Annotated in this window: 22 protein-coding genes and 1 pseudogene; 12 read left to right on the top strand and 11 right to left on the bottom strand. The window is 61.3% G+C overall.

Translation table 11 applies throughout. The features are described from left to right. The first annotated feature begins 17 nt into the window (after window positions 1–17). Window positions 18–1,502, top strand: coding sequence for a coniferyl aldehyde dehydrogenase (locus HAV18_RS19205; RefSeq protein WP_166958563.1), 1,485 nt, complete (start codon window positions 18–20; stop codon window positions 1,500–1,502). 68 nt (window positions 1,503–1,570) lie between these two features. Here the strand turns inward: HAV18_RS19205 and HAV18_RS40285 are convergent. Continuing rightward, window positions 1,571–1,695: pseudogene (locus HAV18_RS40285) on the bottom strand (LysE family translocator); the annotation flags it as partial. A gap of 17 nt (window positions 1,696–1,712) precedes the next feature. Further along, window positions 1,713–2,591 carry a LysR substrate-binding domain-containing protein gene (locus tag HAV18_RS19195; protein ID WP_166958561.1) on the bottom strand — a complete coding sequence of 293 codons (879 nt, stop codon included), beginning with the start codon at window positions 2,589–2,591 and terminating at the stop codon, window positions 1,713–1,715. A 132-nt stretch (window positions 2,592–2,723) separates the two neighbouring features. Between HAV18_RS19195 and HAV18_RS19190 the strand changes: the two genes are divergently transcribed. Beyond that, window positions 2,724–3,356, top strand: coding sequence for an FMN-dependent NADH-azoreductase (locus HAV18_RS19190; RefSeq protein ID WP_166958559.1), 633 nt, complete (start codon window positions 2,724–2,726; stop codon window positions 3,354–3,356). A 96-nt stretch (window positions 3,357–3,452) separates the two neighbouring features. Here HAV18_RS19190 and HAV18_RS19185 read toward each other — a convergent pair whose 3' ends face one another. Continuing rightward, a complete protein-coding gene (locus HAV18_RS19185) occupies window positions 3,453–4,070 on the bottom strand; it encodes a LysE family translocator (protein ID WP_166958557.1) in 618 nt (205 codons plus the stop codon). 67 nt (window positions 4,071–4,137) lie between these two features. Between HAV18_RS19185 and HAV18_RS19180 the strand changes: the two genes are divergently transcribed. Continuing rightward, complete coding sequence (locus tag HAV18_RS19180) at window positions 4,138–5,061, top strand: LysR family transcriptional regulator (RefSeq protein ID WP_166958555.1); 924 nt, start codon at window positions 4,138–4,140, stop codon at window positions 5,059–5,061. Between the two features lie 134 nt (window positions 5,062–5,195). Here HAV18_RS19180 and HAV18_RS19175 read toward each other — a convergent pair whose 3' ends face one another. Beyond that, window positions 5,196–6,068, bottom strand: a complete 873-nt coding sequence (locus HAV18_RS19175) for a LysR family transcriptional regulator (protein ID WP_166958553.1) — start codon at window positions 6,066–6,068, stop codon at window positions 5,196–5,198. Window positions 6,069–6,164: 96 nt separating this feature from the next. On the opposite strand from HAV18_RS19175, the gene HAV18_RS19170 reads away from it, so the two are divergent. Next, a complete protein-coding gene (locus HAV18_RS19170; protein WP_166958551.1) occupies window positions 6,165–7,571 on the top strand; it encodes an MFS transporter in 1,407 nt (468 codons plus the stop codon). Here HAV18_RS19170 and HAV18_RS19165 read toward each other — a convergent pair. Then, window positions 7,565–8,173, bottom strand: coding sequence for a short chain dehydrogenase (locus HAV18_RS19165; protein ID WP_166958549.1), 609 nt, complete (start codon window positions 8,171–8,173; stop codon window positions 7,565–7,567). The two genes, HAV18_RS19170 and HAV18_RS19165, sit on opposite strands and share 7 nt — an antisense overlap. A gap of 106 nt (window positions 8,174–8,279) precedes the next feature. Between HAV18_RS19165 and HAV18_RS19160 the strand changes: the two genes are divergently transcribed. Further along, on the top strand, window positions 8,280–9,206 hold the full coding sequence (locus HAV18_RS19160) for a LysR family transcriptional regulator (protein ID WP_166958547.1): 927 nt from the start codon (window positions 8,280–8,282) through the stop codon (window positions 9,204–9,206). Window positions 9,207–9,297: 91 nt separating this feature from the next. On the opposite strand, the gene HAV18_RS19155 is transcribed toward HAV18_RS19160, so the two are convergent. Further along, window positions 9,298–9,924, bottom strand: a complete 627-nt coding sequence (locus HAV18_RS19155) for an NADPH-dependent F420 reductase (RefSeq protein WP_166958545.1) — start codon at window positions 9,922–9,924, stop codon at window positions 9,298–9,300. 81 nt (window positions 9,925–10,005) lie between these two features. Here HAV18_RS19155 and HAV18_RS19150 point away from each other — a divergent pair, with 81 nt between their 5' ends. Next, entirely contained in the window at window positions 10,006–10,386 is a 381-nt protein-coding gene (locus HAV18_RS19150; protein ID WP_166958543.1) for a helix-turn-helix domain-containing protein, read from the top strand. Window positions 10,387–10,830: 444 nt separating this feature from the next. Here the strand turns inward: HAV18_RS19150 and HAV18_RS19145 are convergent, their stop codons facing one another. Continuing rightward, window positions 10,831–15,573 (bottom strand): hypothetical protein, encoded by a 4,743-nt coding sequence (locus tag HAV18_RS19145; RefSeq protein ID WP_166958541.1) that lies wholly within the window; start codon window positions 15,571–15,573, stop codon window positions 10,831–10,833. A 277-nt stretch (window positions 15,574–15,850) separates the two neighbouring features. Here HAV18_RS19145 and HAV18_RS19140 point away from each other — a divergent pair, with 277 nt between their 5' ends. Then, window positions 15,851–16,285: an energy transducer TonB gene (locus HAV18_RS19140; RefSeq protein WP_166958539.1), complete on the top strand. Its 435-nt coding sequence runs from the start codon at window positions 15,851–15,853 to the stop codon at window positions 16,283–16,285. 110 nt (window positions 16,286–16,395) lie between these two features. Here the strand turns inward: HAV18_RS19140 and HAV18_RS19135 are convergent, their stop codons facing one another. Further along, the gene (locus HAV18_RS19135) at window positions 16,396–17,301 is read right to left on the bottom strand and encodes a LysR family transcriptional regulator (RefSeq protein WP_166958537.1); all 906 of its coding nucleotides are present in this window, start codon (window positions 17,299–17,301) and stop codon (window positions 16,396–16,398) included. 118 nt (window positions 17,302–17,419) lie between these two features. Here HAV18_RS19135 and HAV18_RS19130 point away from each other — a divergent pair, with 118 nt between their 5' ends. The 3 genes from HAV18_RS19130 to HAV18_RS19120 all read left to right on the top strand — a co-directional run bounded on the left by HAV18_RS19130 (window position 17,420) and on the right by HAV18_RS19120 (window position 19,520). Next, on the top strand, window positions 17,420–18,010 hold the full coding sequence (locus HAV18_RS19130) for a flavodoxin family protein (protein ID WP_166958535.1): 591 nt from the start codon (window positions 17,420–17,422) through the stop codon (window positions 18,008–18,010). 67 nt (window positions 18,011–18,077) lie between these two features. Continuing rightward, window positions 18,078–19,133, top strand: coding sequence for an aldo/keto reductase (locus HAV18_RS19125; protein ID WP_166958533.1), 1,056 nt, complete (start codon window positions 18,078–18,080; stop codon window positions 19,131–19,133). Window positions 19,134–19,229: 96 nt separating this feature from the next. After that, entirely contained in the window at window positions 19,230–19,520 is a 291-nt protein-coding gene (locus tag HAV18_RS19120) for a DUF1330 domain-containing protein (RefSeq protein ID WP_166958531.1), read from the top strand. Window positions 19,521–19,662: 142 nt separating this feature from the next. Here the strand turns inward: HAV18_RS19120 and HAV18_RS19115 are convergent, their stop codons facing one another. After that, complete coding sequence (locus HAV18_RS19115; protein WP_166958529.1) at window positions 19,663–20,691, bottom strand: NADPH:quinone reductase; 1,029 nt, start codon at window positions 20,689–20,691, stop codon at window positions 19,663–19,665. 143 nt (window positions 20,692–20,834) lie between these two features. Between HAV18_RS19115 and HAV18_RS19110 the strand changes: the two genes are divergently transcribed. Further along, window positions 20,835–21,176: a helix-turn-helix domain-containing protein gene (locus tag HAV18_RS19110; RefSeq protein ID WP_166958527.1), complete on the top strand. Its 342-nt coding sequence runs from the start codon at window positions 20,835–20,837 to the stop codon at window positions 21,174–21,176. Between the two features lie 130 nt (window positions 21,177–21,306). Continuing rightward, window positions 21,307–21,729: a hypothetical protein gene (locus HAV18_RS19105; protein ID WP_166958525.1), complete on the top strand. Its 423-nt coding sequence runs from the start codon at window positions 21,307–21,309 to the stop codon at window positions 21,727–21,729. A 188-nt stretch (window positions 21,730–21,917) separates the two neighbouring features. Here the strand turns inward: HAV18_RS19105 and HAV18_RS19100 are convergent, their stop codons facing one another. After that, a complete protein-coding gene (locus HAV18_RS19100) occupies window positions 21,918–22,391 on the bottom strand; it encodes a cupin domain-containing protein (RefSeq protein WP_166958523.1) in 474 nt (157 codons plus the stop codon). A 308-nt stretch (window positions 22,392–22,699) separates the two neighbouring features. Further along, window positions 22,700–23,767: a hypothetical protein gene (locus HAV18_RS19095; RefSeq protein WP_407062433.1), complete on the bottom strand. Its 1,068-nt coding sequence runs from the start codon at window positions 23,765–23,767 to the stop codon at window positions 22,700–22,702. Window positions 23,768–24,486: the final 719 nt, after the last annotated feature.

The following is a 24,486-nucleotide window of genomic DNA, read 5'->3' as shown; positions in this document are numbered from 1 at the left end:
ACCTCGTGAGGTGCACCATGGCCGTTTCCGCAGAATCCATCGAATCCATCTCGAGCTTCGACCCGGCGGTGTTGCTGGCCCGACAGCGCAACGCGTTCGTCAGCGAGGGGCCGCCGAGCCTGCAGCAGCGCAAGGCCCGGCTCGCGCGGCTGCGCGCCGTGGTGCTGGCATATCGCCGCGAAGTGGAGGAGGCGATCAGCGCCGATTTCGGGAATCGCTCTCGGCACGAGACCGCGATCATGGAGCTGGTCGGCGTGATCCAGGCGATCGACTACCTGACGCGCAACCTGCGCCGCTTCACGAAGCCGCAGCGGCGGCACGTCGGGATTTTCTATCGGGCCGGGCAGGCGCACGTGGAGTACCAGCCGTTGGGCGTCATCGGCGTGATGGCACCGTGGAATTACCCGTTCTCGCTCACCTTCATTCCGCTGGCTACCGCGCTGGCCGCGGGTAACCGCGCGATGCTCAAGCCGTCGGAACTGACGCCGCGCACGAGCGAGGTGATGCGCCGGATGCTCGCGGAGACCTTCCCGAGCGAAGAAGTCGCGGTCGTGCTCGGCGGCCCGGAAGTCGGCGCCGCCTTCAGCGGCTTGCCGTTCGATCATCTGCTGTTTACCGGCAGCACGCAGGTGGGCCGCAAGGTCATGAAGGCGGCCAGCGAGAACCTGGTGCCGGTGACGCTCGAACTCGGCGGCAAGAGCCCGGCGATCGTCGCGAGGGGGCACGTCGATGGCCGGACGATGTCCAGCATCGTGTTCGGCAAGCTGTCGAACGGCGGACAAACCTGCGTGGCGCCCGACTATGCGCTGGTACATGAAGACGATCTGGACGCGTTCGTCACGCAATACGATGCGGCCGTCGCGCGCTTCTATCCGGGCGGGCCGGCGAGCCCGGATTACACGTCGATCGTCAGCGACCGGCATTACGATCGCCTGAAGGGTCTCGTCGACGAAGCGCGCAGCAAGGGCGCGCGCGTGATCGAGGCGGGCGTGAGCCCGCAGCAGGCCGCTACCCGCAAGCGGACCCTCGCGCCGACGCTGATCGTCGGGGCCGGCGACGATACGGCCGTCATGCAGGAAGAAATCTTCGGGCCGATCCTGGCGGTGCGCACGTATCGCACGATCGACGAAGTCGTCGACTACGTGAATGCGCGTCCGCGTCCGCTCGTGCTGTACTACTTCGGCGCGCAGGACGGCGACTGCGAGTCGTTGCTCAAGCGCACCACGTCGGGCAATGTCGGCATCAACAACACGCTCCTGCATGTCGCGCAGGAAGACTTGCCGTTCGGCGGCGTCGGTCCGAGCGGGATGGGCGCGTATCACGGCATCGAGGGATTCCGCGCGATGAGTCACGCGAAGGGGGTGTTCGTGCAGGGGCGCTGGAACCTGCCGAGCCTGCTGCGCGCGCCGTTCGGCAAGCTCGCGGATCTCTCGCTGGCGGCGCTGCTCGGGCGGAGCCGGGAACCGGTGGGCGTGCGGGCGGGATTGAGCGCCAAGCGCTGAGCGGGGCGGATGGGCATCGGCGCGGCGCGTACGACGATTGCATCGGCAGTGCGGCGTGGATGCTCGAATCAGCGCCCGCCGTGCGCGATGGCGAGCGCGATGCCAAAACCCGCATGAGCAAGGCACCGAAGGTGCGATCGATCCAGTGCCGCAGCGACAGCAAGCGATCGCGCACGGCCGTGGCGGAATCAGCAGGCCGCACGATGTCGGCTAAGGCATGGTGCGCTTGCCTGCCCCCGTGCGAACGGCGGCTTCGTCGAAGATCGTCGCGGCGAATTCGACGGCGGCCGGCATCCGCGCGTCATGCATCAGCACGAATTCGACTGCCGGCAGCTCCGGCAAACCGTCGGACACGCCGAGCTCCCGGAGTGTGTCGTCGATCGCGCTGCGCGGCACCGGCGCGATTGCGATGCCGGCACGCACGCATGTCCGGATGCCCATGACGCTCGGGCTTTCGCATGCGATCCGGTAGCGCAGGTCGGCCAGCGCGAGCGCTTTGAGGGCGGCGCCCCGGTACGGGCACGGATCGGGGAAGCACGCGAGCGGCACCTCGCCGTCGGGCAACCGCTCGTGGCGTGCAAAGGCCCAGACGAGCGGCTCTTGCCACAACGTCGCGCCCTGATCCGTGTGCGAGCAGCGGCTGCCGATCACGAGATCGAATTCGCCGTTGGCATGCCGTCGAAACAGGCTGTCGCCGATGTCGACCGTCAGATCCAGCCGCAAGCCGCGCCGCGCGGCCGAGTGGCGGCGCATCACGTCCGGCAGCCACCCTTCCGCAAAATCCTCCGATGCGCCGATACGCAGTTTGGTATCGACTGGGTCGCCGGTTCCCAGCCGGGCTCTCGCTTCCCCGCTCAGATTGAGCATCGCGCGCGCGTAGCCGAGCAGCGTCTGGCCATGCGCGGTGAGCGTGACGCTGCGCGTATTGCGCACGAGCAGCGCTCGACCGACCTGTTCTTCGAGACGAACGATCTGGGCGCTCACCGCAGACTGGCTGAGATGCAGCCTGCGACCGGCGCCGGTGAAACTCCGCACGTCGGCGACCGCGACGAACGTCAGAAGCAGCGCCGTGTCGAGAGGATTCTCCATTGATCACCAATCCGGGTTAATTCAATCAATTAATATCGTTTCCAGATTATAAGCGCGCTCGATACGCTGCGAATCGCAGTGGGCGACCGCGCATCCGGCGCGTCGCCGTCACTCTTGGCAAGGACCGGCTCCATGACGTGCGTGCTCTATATCGAAGGCTCACCCAACAAGGCCTATTCCGCCTCCATCGACGTGTGCAATGCGTTTCTCGATGCGTACCGGCACGCGCATCCCGATCATGAAATTCGGAAGCTCGACGTCTGGGATCTGGCGATGCCCGAATTCGACGAAGACGCGTTGGCCGCGAAATATGCGGGGCTGAGCGGTACCGCGTTGACGCCGTCGCAGGCGGCGGCATGGCAGCGGATCGAGCAGCTCGCGGCGCCGTTTCATGCAGCGGACAAGTTGCTGTTTGGCGTGCCGCTGTGGAATTTCAGCATTCCGTACAAGCTCAAGCACCTGATCGATGCGATCTCGCAGAAGGACGTGCTGTTCACATTCGACGAGACGGGCTTCACCGGCAAGCTGGCCGGGAAAAAGGCGGCGGTGGTCTATGCGCGCGGGCTCGGGTATCAGTCGCCGGGTTCGTTTACGCCGGCCGCCGAGTTCGATCTTCAACGCCCGTACATGGAAACCTGGCTCAGGTTCGTAGGCGTGACGGACGTCGCCGGCATCGTCGTCGAGCGTACCTTGTTCGGTGCCGACGGAAAGGTCGATCGCAGCCGCGCGATCGATGAAGCCCGCACGATCGCACGCGTGTTTTGACGCTGCCGCTGCCGCGCTGCGCTGCGCAGCGCCCCGCATCCGGCGCACCGGCGGCGCGCCCGGCGCTTGCGCCGGCGTGCGGCGCGGACGCTCAAATCAGCGCCCGCCGCGTGCGATGGCGAGCGCGACGCCGAAGCCGACGAGCAGGCATCCGAAGGTACGGTCGATCCAGTGGCGCAGCGACAGCAGGCGATCGCGGACGGCCGTCGCGGAGAAACACACGGCCACCAGGCTGAACCAGCCGGCATGCGCGATGGCGATGAATGCGCCGTAGCCGATCTGCACGATCAACGGCGTGTCGGGCCGCACGGCCTGCATGAACAGGCTGACGATGAACACCGTGGTCTTGGGGTTCAGCGCATTGGTCAGGAAGCCGGTGCGCAGCGCGGCCAGGTCGGACAGCGGTGCGGACGGTGCGTCCGGCTGCCCGTTGCCGGCCTTCGTCATGAGCATCTTCACGCCCAGGTAGACCAGGTAGATCGCGCCGATCAGCTTGACGGCATTGAAGAGCCACAACGATTGCCGGATCAGCAGGCCGACGCCCAGCAGCGTGTAGCTCACGTGAACCGTCACGCCCAGCCCGATACCCAGCGCGGTGAGCACGCCCGAGCGGCGCGACAGCATCAGGCTGTTGCGCGTGACCATCGCGAAGTCCGGGCCGGGGCTGATTACGGCCAGCAGCGTGATGGTGATTACAACTATCAGTTCGGTCATCGTCTTGTCCTTGCGATTGATGGCTTGATGGCGCAATCTTATGGGTCATGTTTCATCGGGAAAAGCGATGATTTCTGACCAGAATGGTGAGATTGACTCACAACCGGTTCGCGCGAACCTGCCTTCGCTGATGGCCCTGCGTTGCTTCGAGGCGGCGGCGCGTCACGAGAATTTCAGCCGTGCCGCCGACGAGCTGTGCCTGACCCATGGCGCGGTCAGCCGCGCGGTGCGGCTGCTCGAGGACGACCTGGGCGTGGCGCTGTTCCAGCGGCGCAGCCGTCGCGTCTTCCTGACCGACGCGGGCCGCAAGCTGGCGCAGGCCGTCCATGACGGGCTGGGGCTGATGCGTCACGCCGCGCAGGAGTTGCGTGCCGAGGCCGCCCGCGCACGGCGCTGGGTGCTGTCGTGCGAACCGACGCTTCTGATGCGCTGGCTGATTCCGCGCTGGCCGGATTTTCAGGCGCGCCATGCGGACGTCGACATTCATCTGGCTGCAGCGGGTGGCCCGTTTTCATTCGACAGCGGCATCGACATGGCGATTCGACGCAATGACTTTGCATGGCCGGCGGGTTATCACGCGGAGCGTTTGTTCGCGGAGCGGGTGGGGCCGGTTTGCCGGCCGGACAAGGTCGATACGTGGTTTTCCGCTCGCCGCGGCGCGCGCTCGTTGAAGACGGACGTTCCGCAATTGCATGCGCGGACACGGCCGGACGCGTGGAAGGAATGGGCGGTGGCCGCGAATCAGCCGGCCGTCAGCGGGCGCGGGCAGGTGTTCGACCATTTCTACTTCAGTCTGCAGGCGGCGGTTGCGGGGCTCGGCGTCGCCATCGGCCCGTGGCATCTCGTTCGTGACGATATCGAAAGCGGTGTGCTGGTCGCGCCGATGGGGTTCGTCGAGGATGGTTCGCACTACTGCCTGTTGACGCCGGAGCCGGTGGCGGCGGGGCGTGCGCCGTCGGACGTGCTTGCGTGGTTGAGGTCGGTGGTCTGATCGGTGCGTGGATGCCCGGGGCGGGCTGTTTCCGCGCCGCTTTCGTCGATGTTGAAGCGGTGAGGTGAGGGCGGGCTCAGGCAGGGCTATCGGGCGCCTGTGCCAGGTATCGCAGGCGCCCGTGGCGGCCGTCGCTACGGTCGGGCATCCGGCGCGAAAGTCCTGCCCGTCACGTCCACGATAAAGTCGATTGCCGCACGAATCGTCGGCGAATGTCTGAGGTCGGCATGCACGACCAGCCAGATGTCCCGCGCGTACGGTTCTCCGTCGAACGGCAGGCGCTGCAACCCGGGATCGCTGTCGCCCATGAACACGGGCAGGCCCGCCACGCCGATGCCCGTACGTGCCGCCGCCTGCTGGGTCGTGATGTCGCTCACCTCGCACGCGATACGCCGGCCTCGAGCGACCGACTCGAGCCACTTCTGATGCGGCATTTCCGCGAATTGCGCGTCGTAGCAGATGAAGGCCCAATCGTCGGGCGTCGACGCGTGCGCATAGTCGCGGCTCGCGTAGAGCCCGAAAGCCATCTCGCCCAGCTTGCGCGTCACGTTTTGCGGCTCCTCCGGGCGGAACAGGCGCACGGCGATATCGGCTTCACGACGGGCGAGCGACACGCGTTGTGCCTGGCTGGCCATCGACAGCCGAATGCCCGGATGCAATTGCGCGAACTCATGCAGATGATTCGCGAAGAAGTTGTTGGCGAGTACGGGCGGCACACTGATCGTCACGGTGCCGTGCATCGGCAGGTGTTCCGTGCGTGCGAGGCGCTCGATCGCAAACGCGTGCTCCTCCATTTTCTCGGCGAATTCGAGCATCTGCCGGCCGGCGGCGGTCGGCCGGCACGCGCGCGGCAACCGGTCGATCACGCGGATCTTCAGTTCGGCTTCGAGCGCGCTCAAGCGACGGCTGACGGTCGCGTGGTCGACATTCAACCGCCTGGCGGCCGCCGATAGACTCCCCGTTTGTGCGACGGCCACGAAGTAGCGCAGGTTTTCCCAGTCGAACATCGGTGCATTTTCTCCAGGTGGCTGTGCTGTTTTGCGGAATATTCGCACAGAAGGCGATCCTCTACGCTTCACTCCTCCGAATACGAAGGATTGCCGATGCAGACCTCATCCAGACATCACCCGCGGCTGGTTCAAACGGCCGCGTGCCTTGGTTTCGCCGTCGTCCTGATCGACGTCAGCGTCGTCAATGTCGCGCTCGATGCATTGCGAACGGCCTTCGGGGCAGCGGTCACGGACCTGCAATGGGTCGTCAATGCGTATGCGCTCGTGTTCGCGGCGACGCTGCTCATGGCCGGCGCCCTCGGCGACAGGCTGGGGGCAAAGCGCGTATTCATTGCCGGTTACGCGATATTCACGCTGTCGTCGATCGGCTGCGGCATGGCGCATTCCATGGAAGCGTTGATTGCCTGGCGTCTCGTTCAGGGGATCGGCGCCGCGCTGCTGGTGCCGAACTCGCTGGCCGTGCTGCGCCTCGCATTCGACGACGCAGCGGCGCGCAGCCGGGCGATCGGCTGGTGGGGCGCGGGCGGCGGTATCGCGCTGGCCGCGGGGCCGTTGGCCGGCGGGTTGCTCATCGCCGCAGTGGGCTGGCGCAGCATTTTCCTGGTCAACGTGCCGATCGGCCTGGCCGGTATCTGGATGACCTGGCGGTTTGCGCCTGACACGAAAGCGCAGCGCGGAAGGAGCCTGGATCTTCCCGGCCAACTGACCGGTGCGTTGGCGCTGGCCGCGCTCACGTTCGCGTCGACCGAGATCAGTGCTCTGGGGTGGCGCAGTCCGGTCATCGTGGGTGCATTCGCATTGTGCGTCGGGCTGGGCATCGCGTTCGTCAGGCTGGAAGCGCGCAATCCGGACGCGATGCTGCCGGCCGCGTTGTGGCAGGACAGGGTCGTCCGCAGTTCGATCGCGATCGGCGCGATCGCGAATCTGGTGTTCTACGGCATTGTTTTTACGTTGAGCCTGCTGTTTCAGTCGGTGTGGCATATGACGCCCGTGCGCACGGGCGTCGCGTTTCTGCCGATGATGGGTGTGCTGATGGTCATGAGCATCGTTGCCGGGCGACTGACCGGCAGGCTGGGTGCGCGCACGCTTGCGACGGCCGGATTGTCGATTTCCGCCGTCGGCTATCTGGCGATGTGGCCGGCGATCGCCGCGCAATCCAACGGACTGCTCGCGATACCGATGCTGCTGGCAGGCAGCGGCATCGCACTGACGATACCGACCATCACGGATGCGGCGCTCGCGGCGGTGAGCGGCACGCAGTCAGGTGTGGCGTCGGGGTTGTTGAATACGGCACGGCAGGTGGGCGGCGTGATGGGCGTCGCGCTGTTCGGCTTCTTCGTTCGGGAGGCCGGGGGCGTGACGTTCGTTCACGGGATGGAGCGGGCGTTGATCGTTTCGGTTTTGTTGCTGGTGGTTGGCGCGGCAATGGCCTGGCGGAACCTGGGGGCGGCAGGGGCGCGCGGGATTCGGGCTCGCGAGGCGAGCCCGCTGCGTCAATGACCAACCCGATAGACGCGACCGCTATGCACGCCTTCCACGCTGCGTCGATAGGCCATTGCCACACGTGACGCGGGCACGCTCTCGCAGCCTGGGAAAAACGGACCGAACCGATCCATGGATTCCGTCAGTACCGTCGGGCTCACGGCGTTGATCCGGATGCCGCGTGGAAAATCGCATGCGGCCGCACGCACGAATCCTTCGATCCCGGCATTCGACGTTGCGGCATTGGCGCCCTGCGCAATCGGATCATCGACCGCGATGCCCGAGGTCAGCGTGATCGACCCGCCATCGAACAGGTAGTGCTGACCCACCAGTGCGACGCGCACCTGGCTCAGCAGTTTGTCCTGCAATCCCTTGTGGAAATCGGCCGCCGTCATCTTCTGGATCGGAGCAAGGATCACATTGCCAGCGGCAGCGATGATCGCGTCGACTTGCCCGATCTTCTCGAACAGCGCGCTGACGCTCTCGTCACGGGTGATGTCGACCTGATGGTCGCCGGAGGTGCGACCCACGCGAATGATGTCGTGTTTTCCGTCACGCGCAAGCTCATTGGCCACGGCACGACCTACGTCGCCGCCGGCACCGATTACAACGATCTTCATGGAACCACTCCTTTTCGATTTCGGGTTGGAGCGGCCATTGTTCTTCGAACCAATATTGAGATAAATGTGCTCTAATTTCCGACACTACTAATCGCCGGTTCGCAATATGGACAAGCTGCGTTCAATGGAAACCTTCGTTGCCGTCGTGGAAGGGGGCAACTTCACCGAGGCGGCGCAGCGGCTCGGCATATCGGCGGTCATGGTGGGCAAGTATGTGCGCGAACTCGAAGAGCGCCTCGGTGCGCGCATGCTGGAGCGCACCACACGACGACAGAGCCTCACGGATGCGGGGCGCGTGTTCTACGAAGATGCCAAGCGTGCGCTTGAACAGGTGCGGATTGCCGAGACGTCGGTCGAACGGTTGCGCGCGTCGCCGTCCGGCACGTTGCGTATCAGCGCGCCGATTACCTTCGGTGCGTGTGTCGTCGCGCCGCTGGCCGCGACTTTCCAGCAGAGGTATCCGCTCGTGCGTATCGAGCTGGCATTGAGCAATCGCGTCGTCGACCTGGTTGACGAGGGTTTCGATCTCGCCATTCGTATCGGTGAACTGGGTGATGTCGATCTGATCGCAAAGCCGTTGACCCTTTATCGCATGGTGATCTGTGCATCGCCCGGTTATCTCGCGCGGCATGGGCGTCCGGAGACGCCGCAGGACCTGGGCGTGCATCACTGCCTCTCGCACTCGGTGTGGAATGGCCGTAACGGGTGGAAGCTCGGCGGGTGGGACGGGCCGCAGGTTTCGCAGGATCCGGTCTTCACGTGCGACGACGGGAACGGGCTGCGCATGGCCGCAATCGCGGGTGCGGGATTGTTGTTGCAGCCTGAAGTTCTGGTGGCGCACGATCTGGCGAGTGGGGCGCTGGTGCCGGTGATGCAGGCGTATTTGCCTGAGCCACACCCGGTTCATATCGTGTATCGGCACGATCGGCGGCCACTGCCGAAGCTGACCCGCTTCGTGGCGCATTTGCTCGAGCATGTAGGGGGGGCGGGAGGCGTCTTAGCGGGTGACGCGTCCCGAGTGCATGGCACCTGAGACCCGAAGCGCCCGCCGCCCGCCAGTGCCGGGCTACTCAGCACGGCTGCGACCGTATAGGCGACCGCGTCGAGGTTGAAAGCCCAGATCGCTAAGCGTGAGCGCGGTGGTACACGAAGCCGGCATTCGTTCCGCCGCCCCGGCCTACCGCGATCTGAATATTTAGGTGTGCCATGGCTTCAAGATAACGGGCGTTGTGCAAGGGGCCGGTCACGACTGGCGCAAACCCTGCACTTTCCGCGATCTCGGCGACCGTGGTGTTGGCCTCAAAGTCGTTGCCCGCGATGAATGCGGTAACGGCATGACCACCCCGATCGATGCGATCCAGCGTCATGATGTCGGCGAATACCGTGTTGAAGCACTTCACGAGACGCGCGCCTGGCAGCAGGTGGCCAATCGCCTCGGCCGCCGATCCGTCGGCACCCAGCGGAAGTGGCGACCAGTCGTCCTTGAGCGCATTCGTTGCGTCCACCACGATCTTGCCAGTCAGCCGATGCGAAAGGGGCGGGAGTACCTCTACACATGCCTGATAGAGGATGGCGATGACGACAACGTCACCATGCGCCGCAGCCTCTTCCAGCGACACGATACGGTACCGTGCGCCCAAGCGTGCCCGTGCGGGATCACGCAGTCCGACCACCACGTCATGTCCCGCCGCTACCAGTAATTCGGCCAGATTCCCGCCAAAGTTTCCACCGCCCAGGAATGCGATCTTCATGGCATGTACCTCACGATTGATTGGGTGGCATCATTCTTCCAACAATGGTTTCTGCAATCAATTAGGTACCTGAGAGTAACCATGACGAAGAAAATCAAGTTGCCGCCTGATGCGTTCCTGAAGGTTTGTCCGTCCCGTGCCGTGCTCGCGCGTATCGGGCAGAAATGGACGGTGCTCGCCATGGTCGCGATGAAGGATGGGCCGATGCGTTTCGGTGACATCAAGCGTCGCCTGGAAGGTGTGTCGCAGAAGATGCTGACCCAGACGCTGCGCGCGATGGAGCGTGACGGACTGGTGGTGCGTAATGTGTATGACGAGCTGCCGCTGCGTGTCGAGTACATGCTGAGCCCTCTGGCAGGTACGCTGCTTCCACTCGTCATCGATCTCAAGGCATGGGCGGAGAATGCGCTCGCGACAATCGAAGCGAGCAATCGTGCGTTCGATTGCAAGCATGCGGAGTAGCGAGAGGGGAGACTAGTTGAGTTCAAGCCTTCCATGTGCCGGCATGCTTGCAGTTCGCGTGGTCACTCGCGAATCCGCTGACAACGCAGGTGCATCACAACGCCCGGCTCCAACGTTTCTCTGATCACCTGCTGCTTGAATACTCGCGCATATGTGCGATGGGGATGGGCGCGGCGACAACTGTCGGTGGTGACCAGCGGAAGCCGACCCACAGCGGTCCTGAGGGCTCACGTGTACTCAAAGGCAGCATTTAAGCTATAACGACCATTCGGGCGGCCATGTTGGTCGGTAGGTCATCGACCGGAGCCGACGTTCGACGAAGCTCGCTTCTACGTCAACAATGTGGCGAATCGTAGGCATTAGCGGCATCGAGCAGCGGAGCGGTTGCTTGCCGCCAAGGCGCCTCAGCTATGAGGCCTTGTAATCGCCACGTAAAAAGTATTTCTAGCCTTGCACCACCGACAAATCCAGCCAATGGTTGGGAGCCTTCCAGGACATCAGACTTTCAGTGGCGTTGTTCCCGGCATTCTTTTCCCCGTCGTTGACTGCTCTTTCAAGCGCCCCCCTCGACAGTTGAAGGTGTAACAGCTTTCTCCGCGACAACAGATCCGACTCGTCTAGACTTGCAAAATCCTGGTCAATCCAAATCCAGATTTTTCGGTCCACACAGGTGAGCAGAACCTGCCATGCGGCGTAGGCCGCCACCGCGCTGCTCGCCGCAACAAACTCTTGCCACCAGTACCGGGAGAAAGCCGACCGGTTACGCCAGAATTGCGCCTCCCGCTTCACCTGCGCCCAACCTTCGTTCAAGTCTCCTTCCGGCCACTCCAGTTCGTCAATAGCGACATGATCCGTCAGTCCCCGCAACAGGATTGCGCGTTTGCGTCGCCAATCTTCTGTCGAGTTCTCATCAGCCAAGATCCGTGAATCCAGCCAGTCGCGACGACCATTTGCGAGTGCGCACAGGACCGTTTCCACGTAGTCGGCGGTCGTCGCGTTGCGCTGGAGCTGATACAACTCGTCGCGAAACTGATTGATTGCCGGACCACCGTCTACCCGAAATGGCATGTGCATCAGGTCGTCAACGCCAGCGATGCCGGTGAATTTGACACGAAGGGAGCGTCTAAGCGCACGCCAAAGGGCAATACCGCGAATGGGAGCAACTTCCATCAGGGCCTCGCAGAGCGCCACAAATAACCCCCCCGCCTGATTCACACGCCGGACAAAGTCAGCCGTCAACTCCTCCATCCCGTCCAGCCACGCGTCGACCTCGGCTGAAGCGCTCTTCACAAGCAATCGCGCTTGTACAATCGGGAACAGTATCGAATACAGATTCGCGCCAGCGGCGCGCGCCCGTTCAAGTTGAGCCAACGTATTGGATCGAGCTGCACGCTCACGCGCCTCCCGCTTCTTGAAATCAAACATCTCCGCAAGAGACTGAACATTTTCTTCGTTCTGGCGAGCGCGCAGCGATAGCCGAGCAATATTGTCCGAAACGTCGATCGTGACATCTGAGTCCAGCACGCCGACGTCTAGATGTTGGCTGGCGCTTAGTGTTGCATCTAGAGCCTGAGCAGCCACTTTCACGTCATCTCCTGCGGCGCCTCGCTCGAGAGCGGCACGTAGCAACGACCACGGGGCGACAAGATCTGCCAGCGAGATCAACGACCGCTCCCCCGCAGCCGCAAGCACAGCAGCGCTTCCGTACTCCTGCTCGAAGACGGTTTGGCTCGCTTTAAAACACCATCCGTTTTGCAGCAGCACCCGGCCGAACGACGCAGGATTGGAAGTTGAAAGACCGATAAAGGCTACGTTGCGAAGAACCTCATGTTCTAGAGCCAACGCAACACTCGCGAGACGTTCGACTTCGGAGTCTGGCAGTGGTACTGGATGGAACCCGAGAGATGCGAATACCACCTCTATCGCCCGTTGATTTTCCACACCCTGGTCTTCAATAAACCGGGACAGCGTACCGGAGTCAGCAGGCTTCAACGCATAGCGAAGCGTGAGAGAAATCGGGACGCCTTCCGCTTCCGCCAGCAGGTCGAGTTGGGACCTCACATCTAGTGGCAGAAGTTCAAGATGGACCAGTCGTGCCGCGATAAATTGTTCATCCTTGTGCAGTACGGCCGGTTGCTTGTGCCGTAACGTGTTCGCAGAGTTGGCAGCAGCATCGTCGACAAGCAGCACGTGGTCTGGAGCCTGTAAACCCGCCCAGTGGCGAGTTTGATCAGTGCGTTCAGCAAGTTGCCTGAGCAAACGTGTCACCAGCGAGCCGAGTGCGTCGGGGGTAAAGCGACCCAGCACTCCAATTAAAGTATCGAAATTGTGGTCCTCAATTGTCGATGTCCCGCCTGTTCTGAGCAGACTAACGTCGAGTGCGTTTGCGGTCTCGGTCAATGCATCAACAAACGACTTCGGCGCATTCAAATTAGGCGCTGCCCAGTACCTGGCCGTGCGTTCTGCTCGTCTCAAAACGGACAGGGTCGAATTTCCAAGCACCTGTAGCGTATGACGATATTCAAGCGCATAGAAGCTTTGACTCGGGTTGGTGAGGTAATCCCGCTCGTATTCAAAATTACCTGGCAGGCGATCCTGAATTGTGGACGCCTCAACCTCCGACGTTTCAGTGCCCGCAAGCCAGCGCAGGAAGGCCGCAATCTTTTGCTGAAAGTCTTTGTGAACACCCTTCTCGGTCACGACATGCATCGCCGCGTCCGATATGCGCACCAGCATTCTGACCACGTCATCGCGGTCCACCTGATTGAGAAGCACTAGCCAACGCATTGCGAGCCAAAAATCGCTACCCTGCATGTCCACGTGATGCACGACGCAAACGGCAGCAAAAACTCTCTCCGCAGAGTGCAATGCTTTTCCCTGCAGAAGAATTGGAACGAGCTCGCGCAAATCATCGAATCGTTGATGCTGCAACCTGAGTGGAATGCCCATCACAGGATGGATTCCGGCCTCATCGGTACCAATCAAGTGGACAAGATGCCGGGAGAGCATTGCGGAAGCTTCCTTGTCGCCAATCTTTTCCTCAGGAGACGGACATGGCACTCGCGCCACCCACTCGACCAGTCGGTCAAGAACGGTATTCCAGACTATGCCGCCGGCAGGTGTAATAAGGCGGAGGGCTTGCACAGCCCAGCTTCGAGCAGAGGCCATTGCACGGCCACTGGATATCTCGGCTACATCGAGCAAGGGCACAGCCAGCGCGGGGGCAAGGTTTACTACCTCATTCCGATGCTCGTCGTTTGCGTTCTGGCTCTGTAACAGTGCAAAAAGAACAGGCGTCGTGACGTCCTGCTTAATTGTCGCACCTCGCGCAACAAGCACTGAGATTGCTGCGGAAAGGATGTCGGGCGAGGCCGATGTGGAAGCAATAGGATCTAGCCACTCTTCAAGTGCTGCGGTTACATCATGGCCGTTTGCCGAGGCCTCCTCCAACTTTGTCAGCAACGCCGCTGCCAAAGCGAGATGAATTGTCGATTCCTTTGGACGATGAACCCCAAGTCTACCGGGGACTTCTTCCATCCACGCGCCAGAAATGATTTCGCTTAGGCGTCGGTAGTTATCGTCGACACTGCGAGCACTCACCTGCGCCGAACTCGCAAGTTCATCCGCCGTGTATGAGAACTGCTCTGCGAGCCGTGCGAGATCTGCACCGGTACTTCCAATCTGTTCAAGATATTTATTCGCCTGATCAACCAGCCATTGAGTCCACTCCAGCTCTGAAAAGCTCCGCCCCTCTCGCATCCCCAATTCGTCTCGGCCATAGGCCCACAACAGACGATTGACCGTCACGCCACCCTTAAACGACGCCTCTTCACGGAATCGGACGACGAGCGGAAAGAGCCTTGGAATGCAGGCCAGCCTGATTAGGTCCGCAGACAACTCTGTACGCGGAATGGAATGTGCGGTTAGCAACTCATCGAGCTCTCCCCCCGGGATGTCACTGTAGGGTTCAATTCCAATGCGTACGCTCGTATTCGGTGCCGAGCGAAGCCCCTGAAGCCGGTTTTCTAGGAAGTGAGTCTGGACACTGACCAGAGTACGCACGGAAGCGTGAAACGTCTCGCCCTGCAATATTTGGAGAAGGCGCACCCATTCGAACGACGGCTCTTGGTTCAGCCCGTCCAACGTGAGCAGCAGAGCTGGCCCTTCCTCGACCGGACGGCTAAGCAGTCGGCGGACACGTTGCTCCCAGTAGACACGGTTCCTGCTACGAGTGAGGTCGTACAGCTCGTCGCCGAGAAACTCTTGCAAGGTGCCGTTCGAAAGCCCTGTTAAGCGACGGATGGCCGATGAAGGTATCGCGAGGACAATAGGTAGACGTTCCAGTTCGCGCACAATCCAGTGCAGGATTGACCACGTTTTACCGACTCCCTCACTGCCGTGAGCAATAGCGCGCTGGTGCGAGGGCTTTGCCCACCAGTTATCCAACTGATCGAGAACAGTTTTCCTGGTAATAAAGATGTCGGCAGCGCCGCCCGCTGCGTTCTGTGCAAAAAGCGCGGTTGACTCGGTGGCATTGTTCCAGATAGAAACAATACGCTGCGCCGCAGCTTCCCGCACAGAATCGAAGCCGATTTTCCAAGGCTCCAGTTCCCGGCGAATCATTCTGATTACCGGTTGGGCGGCTTCCTGGATTGCCCGTGCGGCGTCGCTCGCAGGCTTACCGTAGAATCGCTTCACAAGCTCTGGATCGACTGCGCAGAGCGCCGCGAGTTCTGGTATTCCTCCACTCTGGTCGTCCCAGTCGATAACAGCAATGGGTAACCCCTCAGAGTCGGCTTTCCCATTCAGCGTCTCTCTGAGTCCTTCGTCAGCCCGACGTGTGCACACCAGAATCCAAAGCTCCAGAAGCGGATTGCGTTTGAGTGCATCGTCGACTTCACCCTGCAATTCGCGTTTGTTGAGCGAGGTGCCGTCCGCATAGCGCTTGCTCTCGATACGAACGTGTCGGCCCTGGCTGCCTGCGGTCCCGGCATCCGCACCAAACTGAAAGCCAGAATCCGAAACAGCCAGTCTTACGCCGATAAGCGAACCAATGAGGCTGGCGGCAAGCCGCTCAAGCAGGCGAGCATCTCCCAGCATCAAAATACGTTTCAGACTAGTAAGATGGCGCTCAAGAGCCGGTTTTCCGCGAGACACGTTTCCTGTATTTTTTTTGGTCGAAGCCATTGCTGATAGTGAAGTATAGTTTTGAATTCACAAACCCGGGTTCAGCAGAACTTTAACCGCATCGGTCCGGGTTCGGCGACCGAAGCGGTCACTCGAATGGCCGTTATTTTCATTGAAGAACGGCCGAATATGGCCGATAGCCGTCGATCATGATCGGCGCTTCCCGACCCTTCCGGACCTGCGTCGAAAGCAAAATCGGACATTCATCGCACTGCCTGCCGACATCAAGCGACCGTTCAGCTATGATCGCCTGACCTATGGATTTTGATCCAACGCTTTGCAACTGCTTCAACAACCGATCGGCGCCGACCACTCATACCTCATGCGGAAAATGAAACTTATTCCGATTCTGCGACACGGCGCAGCGGCATGCCTGGGTTGTTTCGCATTATCGGCCTTTGCAGTGGCGCCTGAAGCGCCCGTGCCATCCGTGGCCGCACCTGATGTCGCTCACAAGGTGATCTGCAACATTGTCAGGCCGGACTACCCGAGCGCGGCGCGACAGGCAAACGAAAGCGGGACGGTAAAGCTGCGTTTCGAAATCAGCGTCACCGGTCAGGTTGAAAATGTGACCGTTGTCGAATCGACAGGGTACTCGCGCCTGGACGACAGTGCGAAGGCGGCGTTACTCGCCACCCGATGCACCCCAGACCACGATGCGGCCGGCAAGCCGGTGCGAGTTGCCACGACCATTCGACTTGCGTTCCAGTAAGCGACCTTCGACAAACGTACAAGCGCCCGCGCGATTCAAGTCCTGAGCGACGAAGGTTTCGCCGAAAGGCTGGATGGCCTGCGTTCGATATGAGCCGGCACACCTGCCGCTCAATCAAGATAGGGTTCCAATACCCCCTCGATCCAATCCATGAAGGCCCGGACGCGAGGCGACAGATTGCGCCGATGGGCCACGACAAGCGACGCGTTGAGCGGCTCGGGACGCAAGTCGGGCAGAACCTCTACCAGCGCGCCGCTTTCAATGTAATGCGCGAGCGCCGAGTATCCCGCCTGAATCAATCCAATGCCCGCAAGCCCGGCTGCGTGATAGGTCTGAACACTGTTGACCTGCATCGCGCTTGGCAACGAAAGCGACGCATAGCTGTCGCCATCGGGGTACTCCCATCCGGTATGCCTGGCGCCAAGCGTCAGCGTGTAGTGGACCATCCGGTGTCCTTGTGTGCGCAGATCATCGAGCGTGTGCGGTATGCCGTACCGTGCCAGATAGCTCGGGCTCGCCGCATTTGTCATGCGCAGTTTTCCCAGCGGCCGGGCAATCAGCGTCTCGTCGACGATCGGCCCCAGACGGATCACGCAATCGAATCCTTCCTGGACGAGATCGACACGCCGATCGGTGCTGGAAAGTTCCAGTTCCAGTTCCGGGTGCGCCGCCATCAGTTGCGGGAGTGCAGGAATCACGACGCTGCGTGCCAACTCGGTGGGCATGTCGACGCGCAGCCTTCCCCGCAGTGATGTGCCGTTACCCGAGAACATCGATTGCAGTTCCTGGACTTCGGCCAGCAGGTCGCGTGCGCGTGAATAAAAGGCGCGTCCGTCTTCCGTCAGCTGCACACGCCTCGTGGTGCGGTGCAGGAGTGCAACACCCACATCCCGTTCGAGCTCACGGATCACCATCGACACACGTCCTTTCTGAATACCGAGGCTTTCGGCCGCGCGCGTGAAGCTTGTCATTTCGGCGACACGGGCAAAGATCAAAAGCGCGTCGAGGTTTTGCATTGTTCACCCAGGGAGTAACAGAACGTTCAATTTGCCATCGTTTATAACTCAGTTGTGGCTCGGTAGAGTGGCTTCCCATGTCGTCCGCTGCGGACAATCCGAACGAAAGGGAGCACCCATGTCACCACACGCCTCTCCGATCAACACGGTCGTCGTCTACCACTCCAGCTATGGGCACACCAAGCGTATGGCAAGCGCTGTCGCCGAAGGCGCCGACGCCGTACTCGTCGCGATCGACACCGAGGGAAACATTGCAGCGGATGCCTGGAATACGCTCGCCGGTGCGGATGCGATCCTGCTCGGCTCGCCGACCTACATGGGCGGCCCGAGCTGGCAGTTCAAGAAGTTTGCCGACGCATCCTCGAAGGTCTGGTTCGAAGGCGGATGGCGGAACAAGGTCTTTGGCGGCTTCACCAACAGCGCAAGTATCAACGGCGACAAGCTCAACACGCTCGAATACTTCTTCCTGCTCGCCGGGCAGCACGGCGGCATCTGGGTCAGCATGGACATCAAGCCGGCGAACCTGAAAGCCTCGACGCGCGACGACCTGAATCGCATGGGCTCCTATATCGCGCCGATGGCGCAAACGCCTGCCGATGCGTCGCCTGAAGAAATGTCGCCGGGGGACCTCGAGACGGCGCGCCGCTATGGCATGCGCGTCGCGATGATCGCCGGACAGTTTCGGTCCGGAACCTCTCGAGGCAACTGAAATCCTGCCGGGCGCGACAGAACGGACGCCGCCCCATGTTATCCAGCCACGCTTGAAGGAAATGGTGATGAGATACAAGCAACTTGGCCGCACGGGCCTGTACGTTTCCGAGTTGTGCCTCGGCACGATGACGCTCGGCGGCAATGCCGACGCCGGCATGTGGAAGGCGATCGGCGCGGTCGGTCAGGACGAGGCGAACCAGCTGATCGCCCGCGCGCTTGCCGACGGAATCAATTTCATCGATACCGCCGATATTTACTCCTTTGGCCAGTCTGAACGCGTCGTCGGGCAGGCGCTCAGAGATATCGGCGTACCGCGCAGCGAGATTGTGCTGGCGACCAAGACGGCCGGCGTGATGGGCCAGAAACCCAACGAGCAGGGGGCGTCGCGCGGGCACATCATGGATTCCGTGCAGCGCAGCCTGGAACGGCTCCAGGTCGACCATATCGATCTGTACCAGATTCACGCCAGCGATCCTGTCACGCCGATCGAAGAGACGCTGCGCGCCCTCGACGATCTCACGCGGCAGGGGCTGGTGCGTTATGTCGGCGTGTCGAATTGGCGTGCAGGCAGGATCGGCAAGGCGCTCGGGCTGAGTGCCGCGCTTCACGCCACACGCTTCGAGACGCTCCAGGCCTACTATTCGATCGCCGGACGTGACGTCGAGCGCGAACTGGTGCCACTCGCCATCGAGGAGCAGATGGGGCTGCTCGTCTGGTCGCCCCTCGCCGGCGGGTTGCTGTCGGGGAAGTTTGGTCCTGGTACGTCGACCGACAGCGGTTCGCGGCGCAGTCATTTCGATTTTCCGCCGGTCGATCTTGATCGAGCCTGGCCGTGCATTGCAGAGATGCGCACCATTGCCGATGCGCACGATGTCTCGGTTGCCCGGATCGCGCTCGCCTGGTTACTCGCCAAGCCGCACGTCACGAGTGTCATTGTCGGCGCCAAACGGATCGAACAGCTCGAAGACAACCTCGGCGCGGTCGATGTCGTCCTGACCGAGAACGAGCTTGCGCGTCTCGATGCCGTGAGTGCTTTGCCGGCCTGCTATCCCGGCTGGATGATCGAGCGTCAGGAGGCCGGCAGGCGCCCCCAACCTTTCCGGCGCGTCGTGTCGGAATAGAACCGGGTATCGCACTTCAATCCTGTCGAGGAAGGTCGTTGAAAAATTTCCGCGCCACATCGAATTGCGTGTTCCCGCTACAAAGGAGAGTTCGACATGCCAAAGGGTTATCTGGTCGCCCATGTCAGCGTTTCAGACCCAGCCGCCTATGCTGCCTATGCAGAAGCCGCGGGTGATGCAATCAAGACTTTCGGCCCCAAGGTCATTGCGGCCTGGGGGCAGTATGAAAACCTCGAAGGCGAGGCCCACGAGCGGCATGTGGTCCTCGAATTTGATTCGTTCACCGAGGCGAAGCGTTTCTATGAGAGCCCCGAATACCAGACCGCCAAGGCACTCCGCGCCGGGGCTGCGACCGGGACCTTTGTCATTCTCGAAGGGGCTTCTTGACGCTGACCGTGACGCGCTCGAACGTGAGACCCGTCGGTTCGATCTCGCGCCGGGGGCCTCGCGAATCCCGGCCGTCCCTCGCCGGAGGCGACGCAGCTTGCGAAAGCGGGGACGTGGGCTTGTCGACACGTCCTTGCGGTGCTCAACTATTCGGCTGAACGTCCACCGGTCCATGCGACCGGACGAGCGACGGCTTGACGATGATCTTGCCGATAACCTGGCCGGTTTCTTGAGCCTGATGGGCTTCAACGATGGCGTCGAGTGTGACTTGCATGCCTATGGTCGGCACATAGGCACCGTCCTCGAGGCATCGGCCGATTGCTGAAACGGCTGCGGACTTGGCGGCCGCCGGGACGGTGTAAATGTAGACGAACCGGAATGTGCAGCCGGCGATCATGGCCTCGAGCAGGGGAAGCGACAAGTGATCGGCCGCGGATCCCACGGCATAGGAACTGATGGTGCCGCCATTAGCCAGGCAACGCATGTCGATTTCGAGGTTGTCTTGCAGACTGACTTCCACGATACGATCGACTCCCCGCTGCCGGGTTGCCGACTTCACGATCGCGGCCACATCCTGCAGCCGTCGATTGATCACGAGGTCTGCACCTGCACGCTGCGCAGCGTCTGCCTGACCGGGCGTTGAAACGGTCGTCGCGACCCACGCTCCGGCCCATTTCGCGAGCAGGATTGCTGCGGTTCCGACTGCGCCCGCGCCGCCTTGGACGAGTATCGCGCGCCCCTTGATGTCGCCGTCCGGGAAGAGGCAGCGATGGGCCGTGAGTGCCGGAACGCCCAGGCAGGCGCCGACCTCGAACGAAACGTTGTCGGGTAAAGGAACGGCCTGTGCTTCGGGAACGACCGCATATTCCGCAGCCGTGCCGAAGGGGCGGCGATACTGCGCTTCGAACAGCCATACCCGTTCGCCTGTCCGTGTCGGCGCAACGCCGGCACCGACCGCGTCGATCACGCCGGCACCATCTTGATGCGGAATGACCACGGGGAATGCGGAAGGGCCGGAGAAGCCGGTACGCGCCTTGATGTCGCTGGGATTCAGGCCAGACGCGTGGATTCGCACCCGGACTTCGCCCGGGCCCGGTTGCGGAACCGGAAAATCTCCGAGCTTCAACACTTCCGACGCTTTGCCCTGTCGTTCGTAATAGGCGGCCTTCATCGATCTGATCCCTTGAATGAGTCCGATCGCCGGTTATCGGCGGCCGGTACAACGAAGCGGGGACTATCGGTGGTCGACCGTTTTTGCACAAGAAGGCACGTCTTTGATATATAGGGAAAGAAATTATCCTATTGGGAGCCGGCATGACATCTTCGGTTAGCACGTATCCATGCTCGGTTGCAGCGACGGTCGATGTCGCTGGGGGGAAATGGAAGCCGTTGATCGTGCACTATCTGCTGGGCGGCACCAAACGGTTCGGCGAATTGCGCCGCTTGATCGGAACGGTGACACAGCGCTCGTTGACGCTTCAGCTTCGCGAGCTCGAGTCGGATGGCATCGTGACCCGCGCGGTTTTCGCCGAGGTTCCGCCCCGCGTCGAATACTCGTTGACCGAATTCGGAAGAACGCTCGCCCCTGTGCTCGAGGCGATGAAGCAATGGGGCGACGCTTACATCGAGCGACTGGAGCAATCCGCGTGTCGCTGACCGTGTTCATGAGCGTCCCGTTGCGGCGCCGGCGGTTGTCCGACACCACTGCAGCGCGGGACGTTGAAAACGCGCACATGCCATAATTCGCCCGTTCCCGGGCTACCCGACGCATCGTGTCCTTCGCGAAATGATTTTGATCCGATCTCTTGCCGCCGCCTGCCTGTTGCTGGCTGGATGTATGACTGCGGCGCACGCCGAGACGTACCCGCCGGAAGTGTCGAGAAACATCGACAAGCTCCAGTCCAGATGTGCCAGCAAGTCCAACGATCCCAAGGCAGCAGCCTGCATCGAATACAAGGCTACGTTGGCCCGCACCATTCCACCCGATGTTCAGGCATTGATGCGTCAGGAGGAAGCGGTCGATGACAAATGCAGGAACGGCGCGGCACCGAAACTATTGCCCAACGGGCAATATGCTCCGGGAAGTGCCTGCGCAGAACGCGAACTGGCGATGAAGACCATTCGCCAGCACGGCTGGTGCTGGGGTCACACGGACATGGATAGCTACCATCCGGGTTGGGTGATCTGTCATCCCGGTGAATGGCAGTAAAGCGGGGGGAAGGTGTCGGTCGGACGTCCGCGTGACAGCATCAGCTCGCGTCCGTCCGCAGAGGGCTGCGGATTAAGCCCGTCACGAGCGACGGGCACCTCGAGTCGATATCTTCGCTTTGCGCTACGCTGGTCGGCCGTAGTCGAACCAGCGGGGACGTTCAGCTCGCTCTAAAGCAGACATCGAGATCAATACGGTTCACCGTTCTTGTGCTCGAAAGCCCACTGTCCGTTTGAACCCATGACAGCAACGAGATCGTCCGTTGCATAGCTCACTGCGTCGTCGGATACCCTGCTGCCGACCTCGATGATCGTGGCATCGCCTGTCGAGTTGTTTTGTAGATGGTGCGGCGTGCCATTCGCGCGAAACCCCGCACACATTCCAGCGCGCATTAGATAGTTTTCCTCACCGATGTAGAGGGTGACCTCACCGCTGAGGACATACACCCACTCGTCCTGTTTCGAGTGCTGATGGTGTAGCGCAGACACCGCGCCGGGGCTCAATGTCGTCAAGTTCACACCAAACTGACTCAAACCGAACGGATCGCCAAGAGGTTTCTTCTCTCGTCCCGTCATGCGAGACGCAAACGGCTCCGGGTAATTTGAGGGTTTGGTGCGCGGTGCGGCGTCGGCGGCGACCATGCAAGCTTTGGGTTGATCCATTCGCGTTCCTCGTTCCGTCAAAATGGCCAGAGGAAATTGTGTAAATTCGCGAGCGAAACGTCAATCTTGATTCGAACAATCAACCTATCTTCTGACTGGCCGTGTACCGGGGTGGCTTTGAGCGAGTATGGTTTCCCCTGCGATTGCCGACGATTCTCGCGTCAGGCCGGGCGTCCCTTCGTGGCCGGACCCGGTCGCTGCCCGCTTCGACAATCCGCGACTGATCCAACCTGACCCGCAATGGAAATCGACAACCCGCGACAGCCTTCGTACGGCGGCGCCAGTGCGTGTTGCAAACATGCTGACCGTCAGTCGGATGACGCCGGCAACTCGTTTCCCTGCGCAGTACCGCATTGATGGCAATGCGGGAAGAAGAAGAAATTCCGGCCGCCGCATTCGCATACATTGAAGAGCTTCAATCCGCAATGGACGCAGAACGTGGAGTCGTCGCCGCCGAGATTCCATTGTTTGTCGCACGACGGGCAGCGCTTTTTTTCGAGCGAGCGAACGGCTTTTTCGTATCCGATCGTGCGCGCGCGTTCTCCCTGATCCTGCTGCAATTCGAGCCGTTTGCGCTCGGCATAGCGCTGGAAGGCCTTCATCATGTAAAGGCCGGCGAATACCGTGAGCGCAATGCCGACTAGGACCCGGACATAGCCGCCGAAATTCGGCAAGTACGGGACCAGTTCAATGAAAAACGCGCTCAGTGCAAACAGGCCAAAACCGTACACGAAAGGCCAGTAGCGCATCTTGCGGTAGCGTATGAACAGCCAGATCGCAACCAGCAGTATCGGCAGCGTCAGCGCAAGCCGCAGTCCGAACACTTGCAACTCGTAATGCCGTGTCGCCTCGTCGAAGCGCCGTTCGGCGGCCGCGTCCGCTTCGGCGATTTGCGTGTCCACTTGAGTCTGCTGCGATGCCAGTGCCCGTTGCTGGTCGTTGATCGCATCGATCTGATGCTGCCAGTTGACCACCACTGCCTGGAGCGCATCCAGCTTGCGGGTTCTCGCCAGAATGTCCGGGTCCCTCGAACTGTCTCCCGTCACCGAGCGGGTTGCCAACCAGTTGCGGAAACTTTCCTTCTCGGCCGTGTACTCCTTCGCGGCGCGGCCGCGCGCGACCTCCATCGTGTCGGCCTTCTCGGCAAGCGCGTCGTGCTGCGCCTGCAGATTGCGCCGCGCCGCGTCCAGCCGCGCTTTCGCCTGCGCATCAGCGAATTTCTCGATGACGGGCGGACCGCCCCTCGGGGCGAACGCCATGTCGCGGATCACGAGACTGCCGAGCATGTTCAGGAAGACGGCGAAGATGATCGCGATCACCCATGAGGCGAGTCGCAGGAGCCGCGCTGGACTGGTCAGGCCGTCGCCGGAAGTCATCATTGTTTTGCCTTGGTTGGGATGGTTTGGATGGTCGTCAATCTTGATACAAGCGTCGACGGTCTCTTTCTGGCCGGCTGCCGCCCGACGCGGTCGATCATGTTGCCGAACAGCAGACATTCAAGTGTATTGACCGGCGAATATAACCCGAGCAGGTGGCGCACCGAATGGCTGTTCCGCACGAGCTTACTGTTGCGGTGACGGAATCGTGGAGATCGAAAACAAAGAAGCCACCGAAAGGTGGCTTAGTGAACAGACCAGAAGTGAGCTACCCTCATCAAGATCGCTCACGTATTCACTTTTTCTTTGGATCGTGAATGGGGAGGGTGGGATGTTTGGGTTTGGTTGGAGGATTTACATGATGCCTCCGGTCATCTTTGCCATCCTCTCGTTTGGGTTTCGGACCGGGATTTATAGTCGTCATATTTCATATTCCTTTCATTTTGAGTGTGGCTACAGATTTGTGAACCGCCTCGGGAATCGCAGAGGTGGTTGATTTAGGTTGATGCGGCGCATCAGCAATACTGCTGATGCGCCGTTAGGAGTTTGCCCCATCTCCAGTTGGCAGGAAATAGCTAGTTCGATGATGGTTGAGCCGAGCTGCCATCGCGTTGCCAGTGGGAAATTTCCTGCGTGGCGTCTTCGTCCACCCTAACCACTGTGATCGTATCCGTTTGCGTCTGCAATTAAAGTCGACAGACGAACTCTGTCACTTTTTA

Origin of the sequence: Burkholderia sp. D-99, from assembly GCF_011605345.1 — a bacterium.
In the GTDB taxonomy this organism is placed as follows: domain Bacteria; phylum Pseudomonadota; class Gammaproteobacteria; order Burkholderiales; family Burkholderiaceae; genus Burkholderia.
This window is presented reverse-complemented; position numbering and strand designations above follow the sequence as displayed.

Coding starts and splice junctions, on each gene's coding strand:
- HAV18_RS19205 (WP_166958563.1), top strand. CDS start 18: ATGGCCGTTTCCGCAGAATCCATCGAATCCATCTCGAGCTTCGACCCG.
- HAV18_RS19195 (WP_166958561.1), bottom strand. CDS start 2,591: ATGGAGAATCCTCTCGACACGGCGCTGCTTCTGACGTTCGTCGCGGTC.
- HAV18_RS19190 (WP_166958559.1), top strand. CDS start 2,724: ATGACGTGCGTGCTCTATATCGAAGGCTCACCCAACAAGGCCTATTCC.
- HAV18_RS19185 (WP_166958557.1), bottom strand. CDS start 4,070: ATGACCGAACTGATAGTTGTAATCACCATCACGCTGCTGGCCGTAATC.
- HAV18_RS19180 (WP_166958555.1), top strand. CDS start 4,138: ATGATTTCTGACCAGAATGGTGAGATTGACTCACAACCGGTTCGCGCG.
- HAV18_RS19175 (WP_166958553.1), bottom strand. CDS start 6,068: ATGTTCGACTGGGAAAACCTGCGCTACTTCGTGGCCGTCGCACAAACG.
- HAV18_RS19170 (WP_166958551.1), top strand. CDS start 6,165: ATGCAGACCTCATCCAGACATCACCCGCGGCTGGTTCAAACGGCCGCG.
- HAV18_RS19165 (WP_166958549.1), bottom strand. CDS start 8,173: ATGAAGATCGTTGTAATCGGTGCCGGCGGCGACGTAGGTCGTGCCGTG.
- HAV18_RS19160 (WP_166958547.1), top strand. CDS start 8,280: ATGGACAAGCTGCGTTCAATGGAAACCTTCGTTGCCGTCGTGGAAGGG.
- HAV18_RS19155 (WP_166958545.1), bottom strand. CDS start 9,924: ATGAAGATCGCATTCCTGGGCGGTGGAAACTTTGGCGGGAATCTGGCC.
- HAV18_RS19150 (WP_166958543.1), top strand. CDS start 10,006: ATGACGAAGAAAATCAAGTTGCCGCCTGATGCGTTCCTGAAGGTTTGT.
- HAV18_RS19145 (WP_166958541.1), bottom strand. CDS start 15,573: ATGGCTTCGACCAAAAAAAATACAGGAAACGTGTCTCGCGGAAAACCG.
- HAV18_RS19135 (WP_166958537.1), bottom strand. CDS start 17,301: ATGCAAAACCTCGACGCGCTTTTGATCTTTGCCCGTGTCGCCGAAATG.
- HAV18_RS19130 (WP_166958535.1), top strand. CDS start 17,420: ATGTCACCACACGCCTCTCCGATCAACACGGTCGTCGTCTACCACTCC.
- HAV18_RS19125 (WP_166958533.1), top strand. CDS start 18,078: ATGAGATACAAGCAACTTGGCCGCACGGGCCTGTACGTTTCCGAGTTG.
- HAV18_RS19120 (WP_166958531.1), top strand. CDS start 19,230: ATGCCAAAGGGTTATCTGGTCGCCCATGTCAGCGTTTCAGACCCAGCC.
- HAV18_RS19115 (WP_166958529.1), bottom strand. CDS start 20,691: ATGAAGGCCGCCTATTACGAACGACAGGGCAAAGCGTCGGAAGTGTTG.
- HAV18_RS19110 (WP_166958527.1), top strand. CDS start 20,835: ATGACATCTTCGGTTAGCACGTATCCATGCTCGGTTGCAGCGACGGTC.
- HAV18_RS19105 (WP_166958525.1), top strand. CDS start 21,307: ATGATTTTGATCCGATCTCTTGCCGCCGCCTGCCTGTTGCTGGCTGGA.
- HAV18_RS19100 (WP_166958523.1), bottom strand. CDS start 22,391: ATGGATCAACCCAAAGCTTGCATGGTCGCCGCCGACGCCGCACCGCGC.
- HAV18_RS19095 (WP_407062433.1), bottom strand. CDS start 23,767: ATGACTTCCGGCGACGGCCTGACCAGTCCAGCGCGGCTCCTGCGACTC.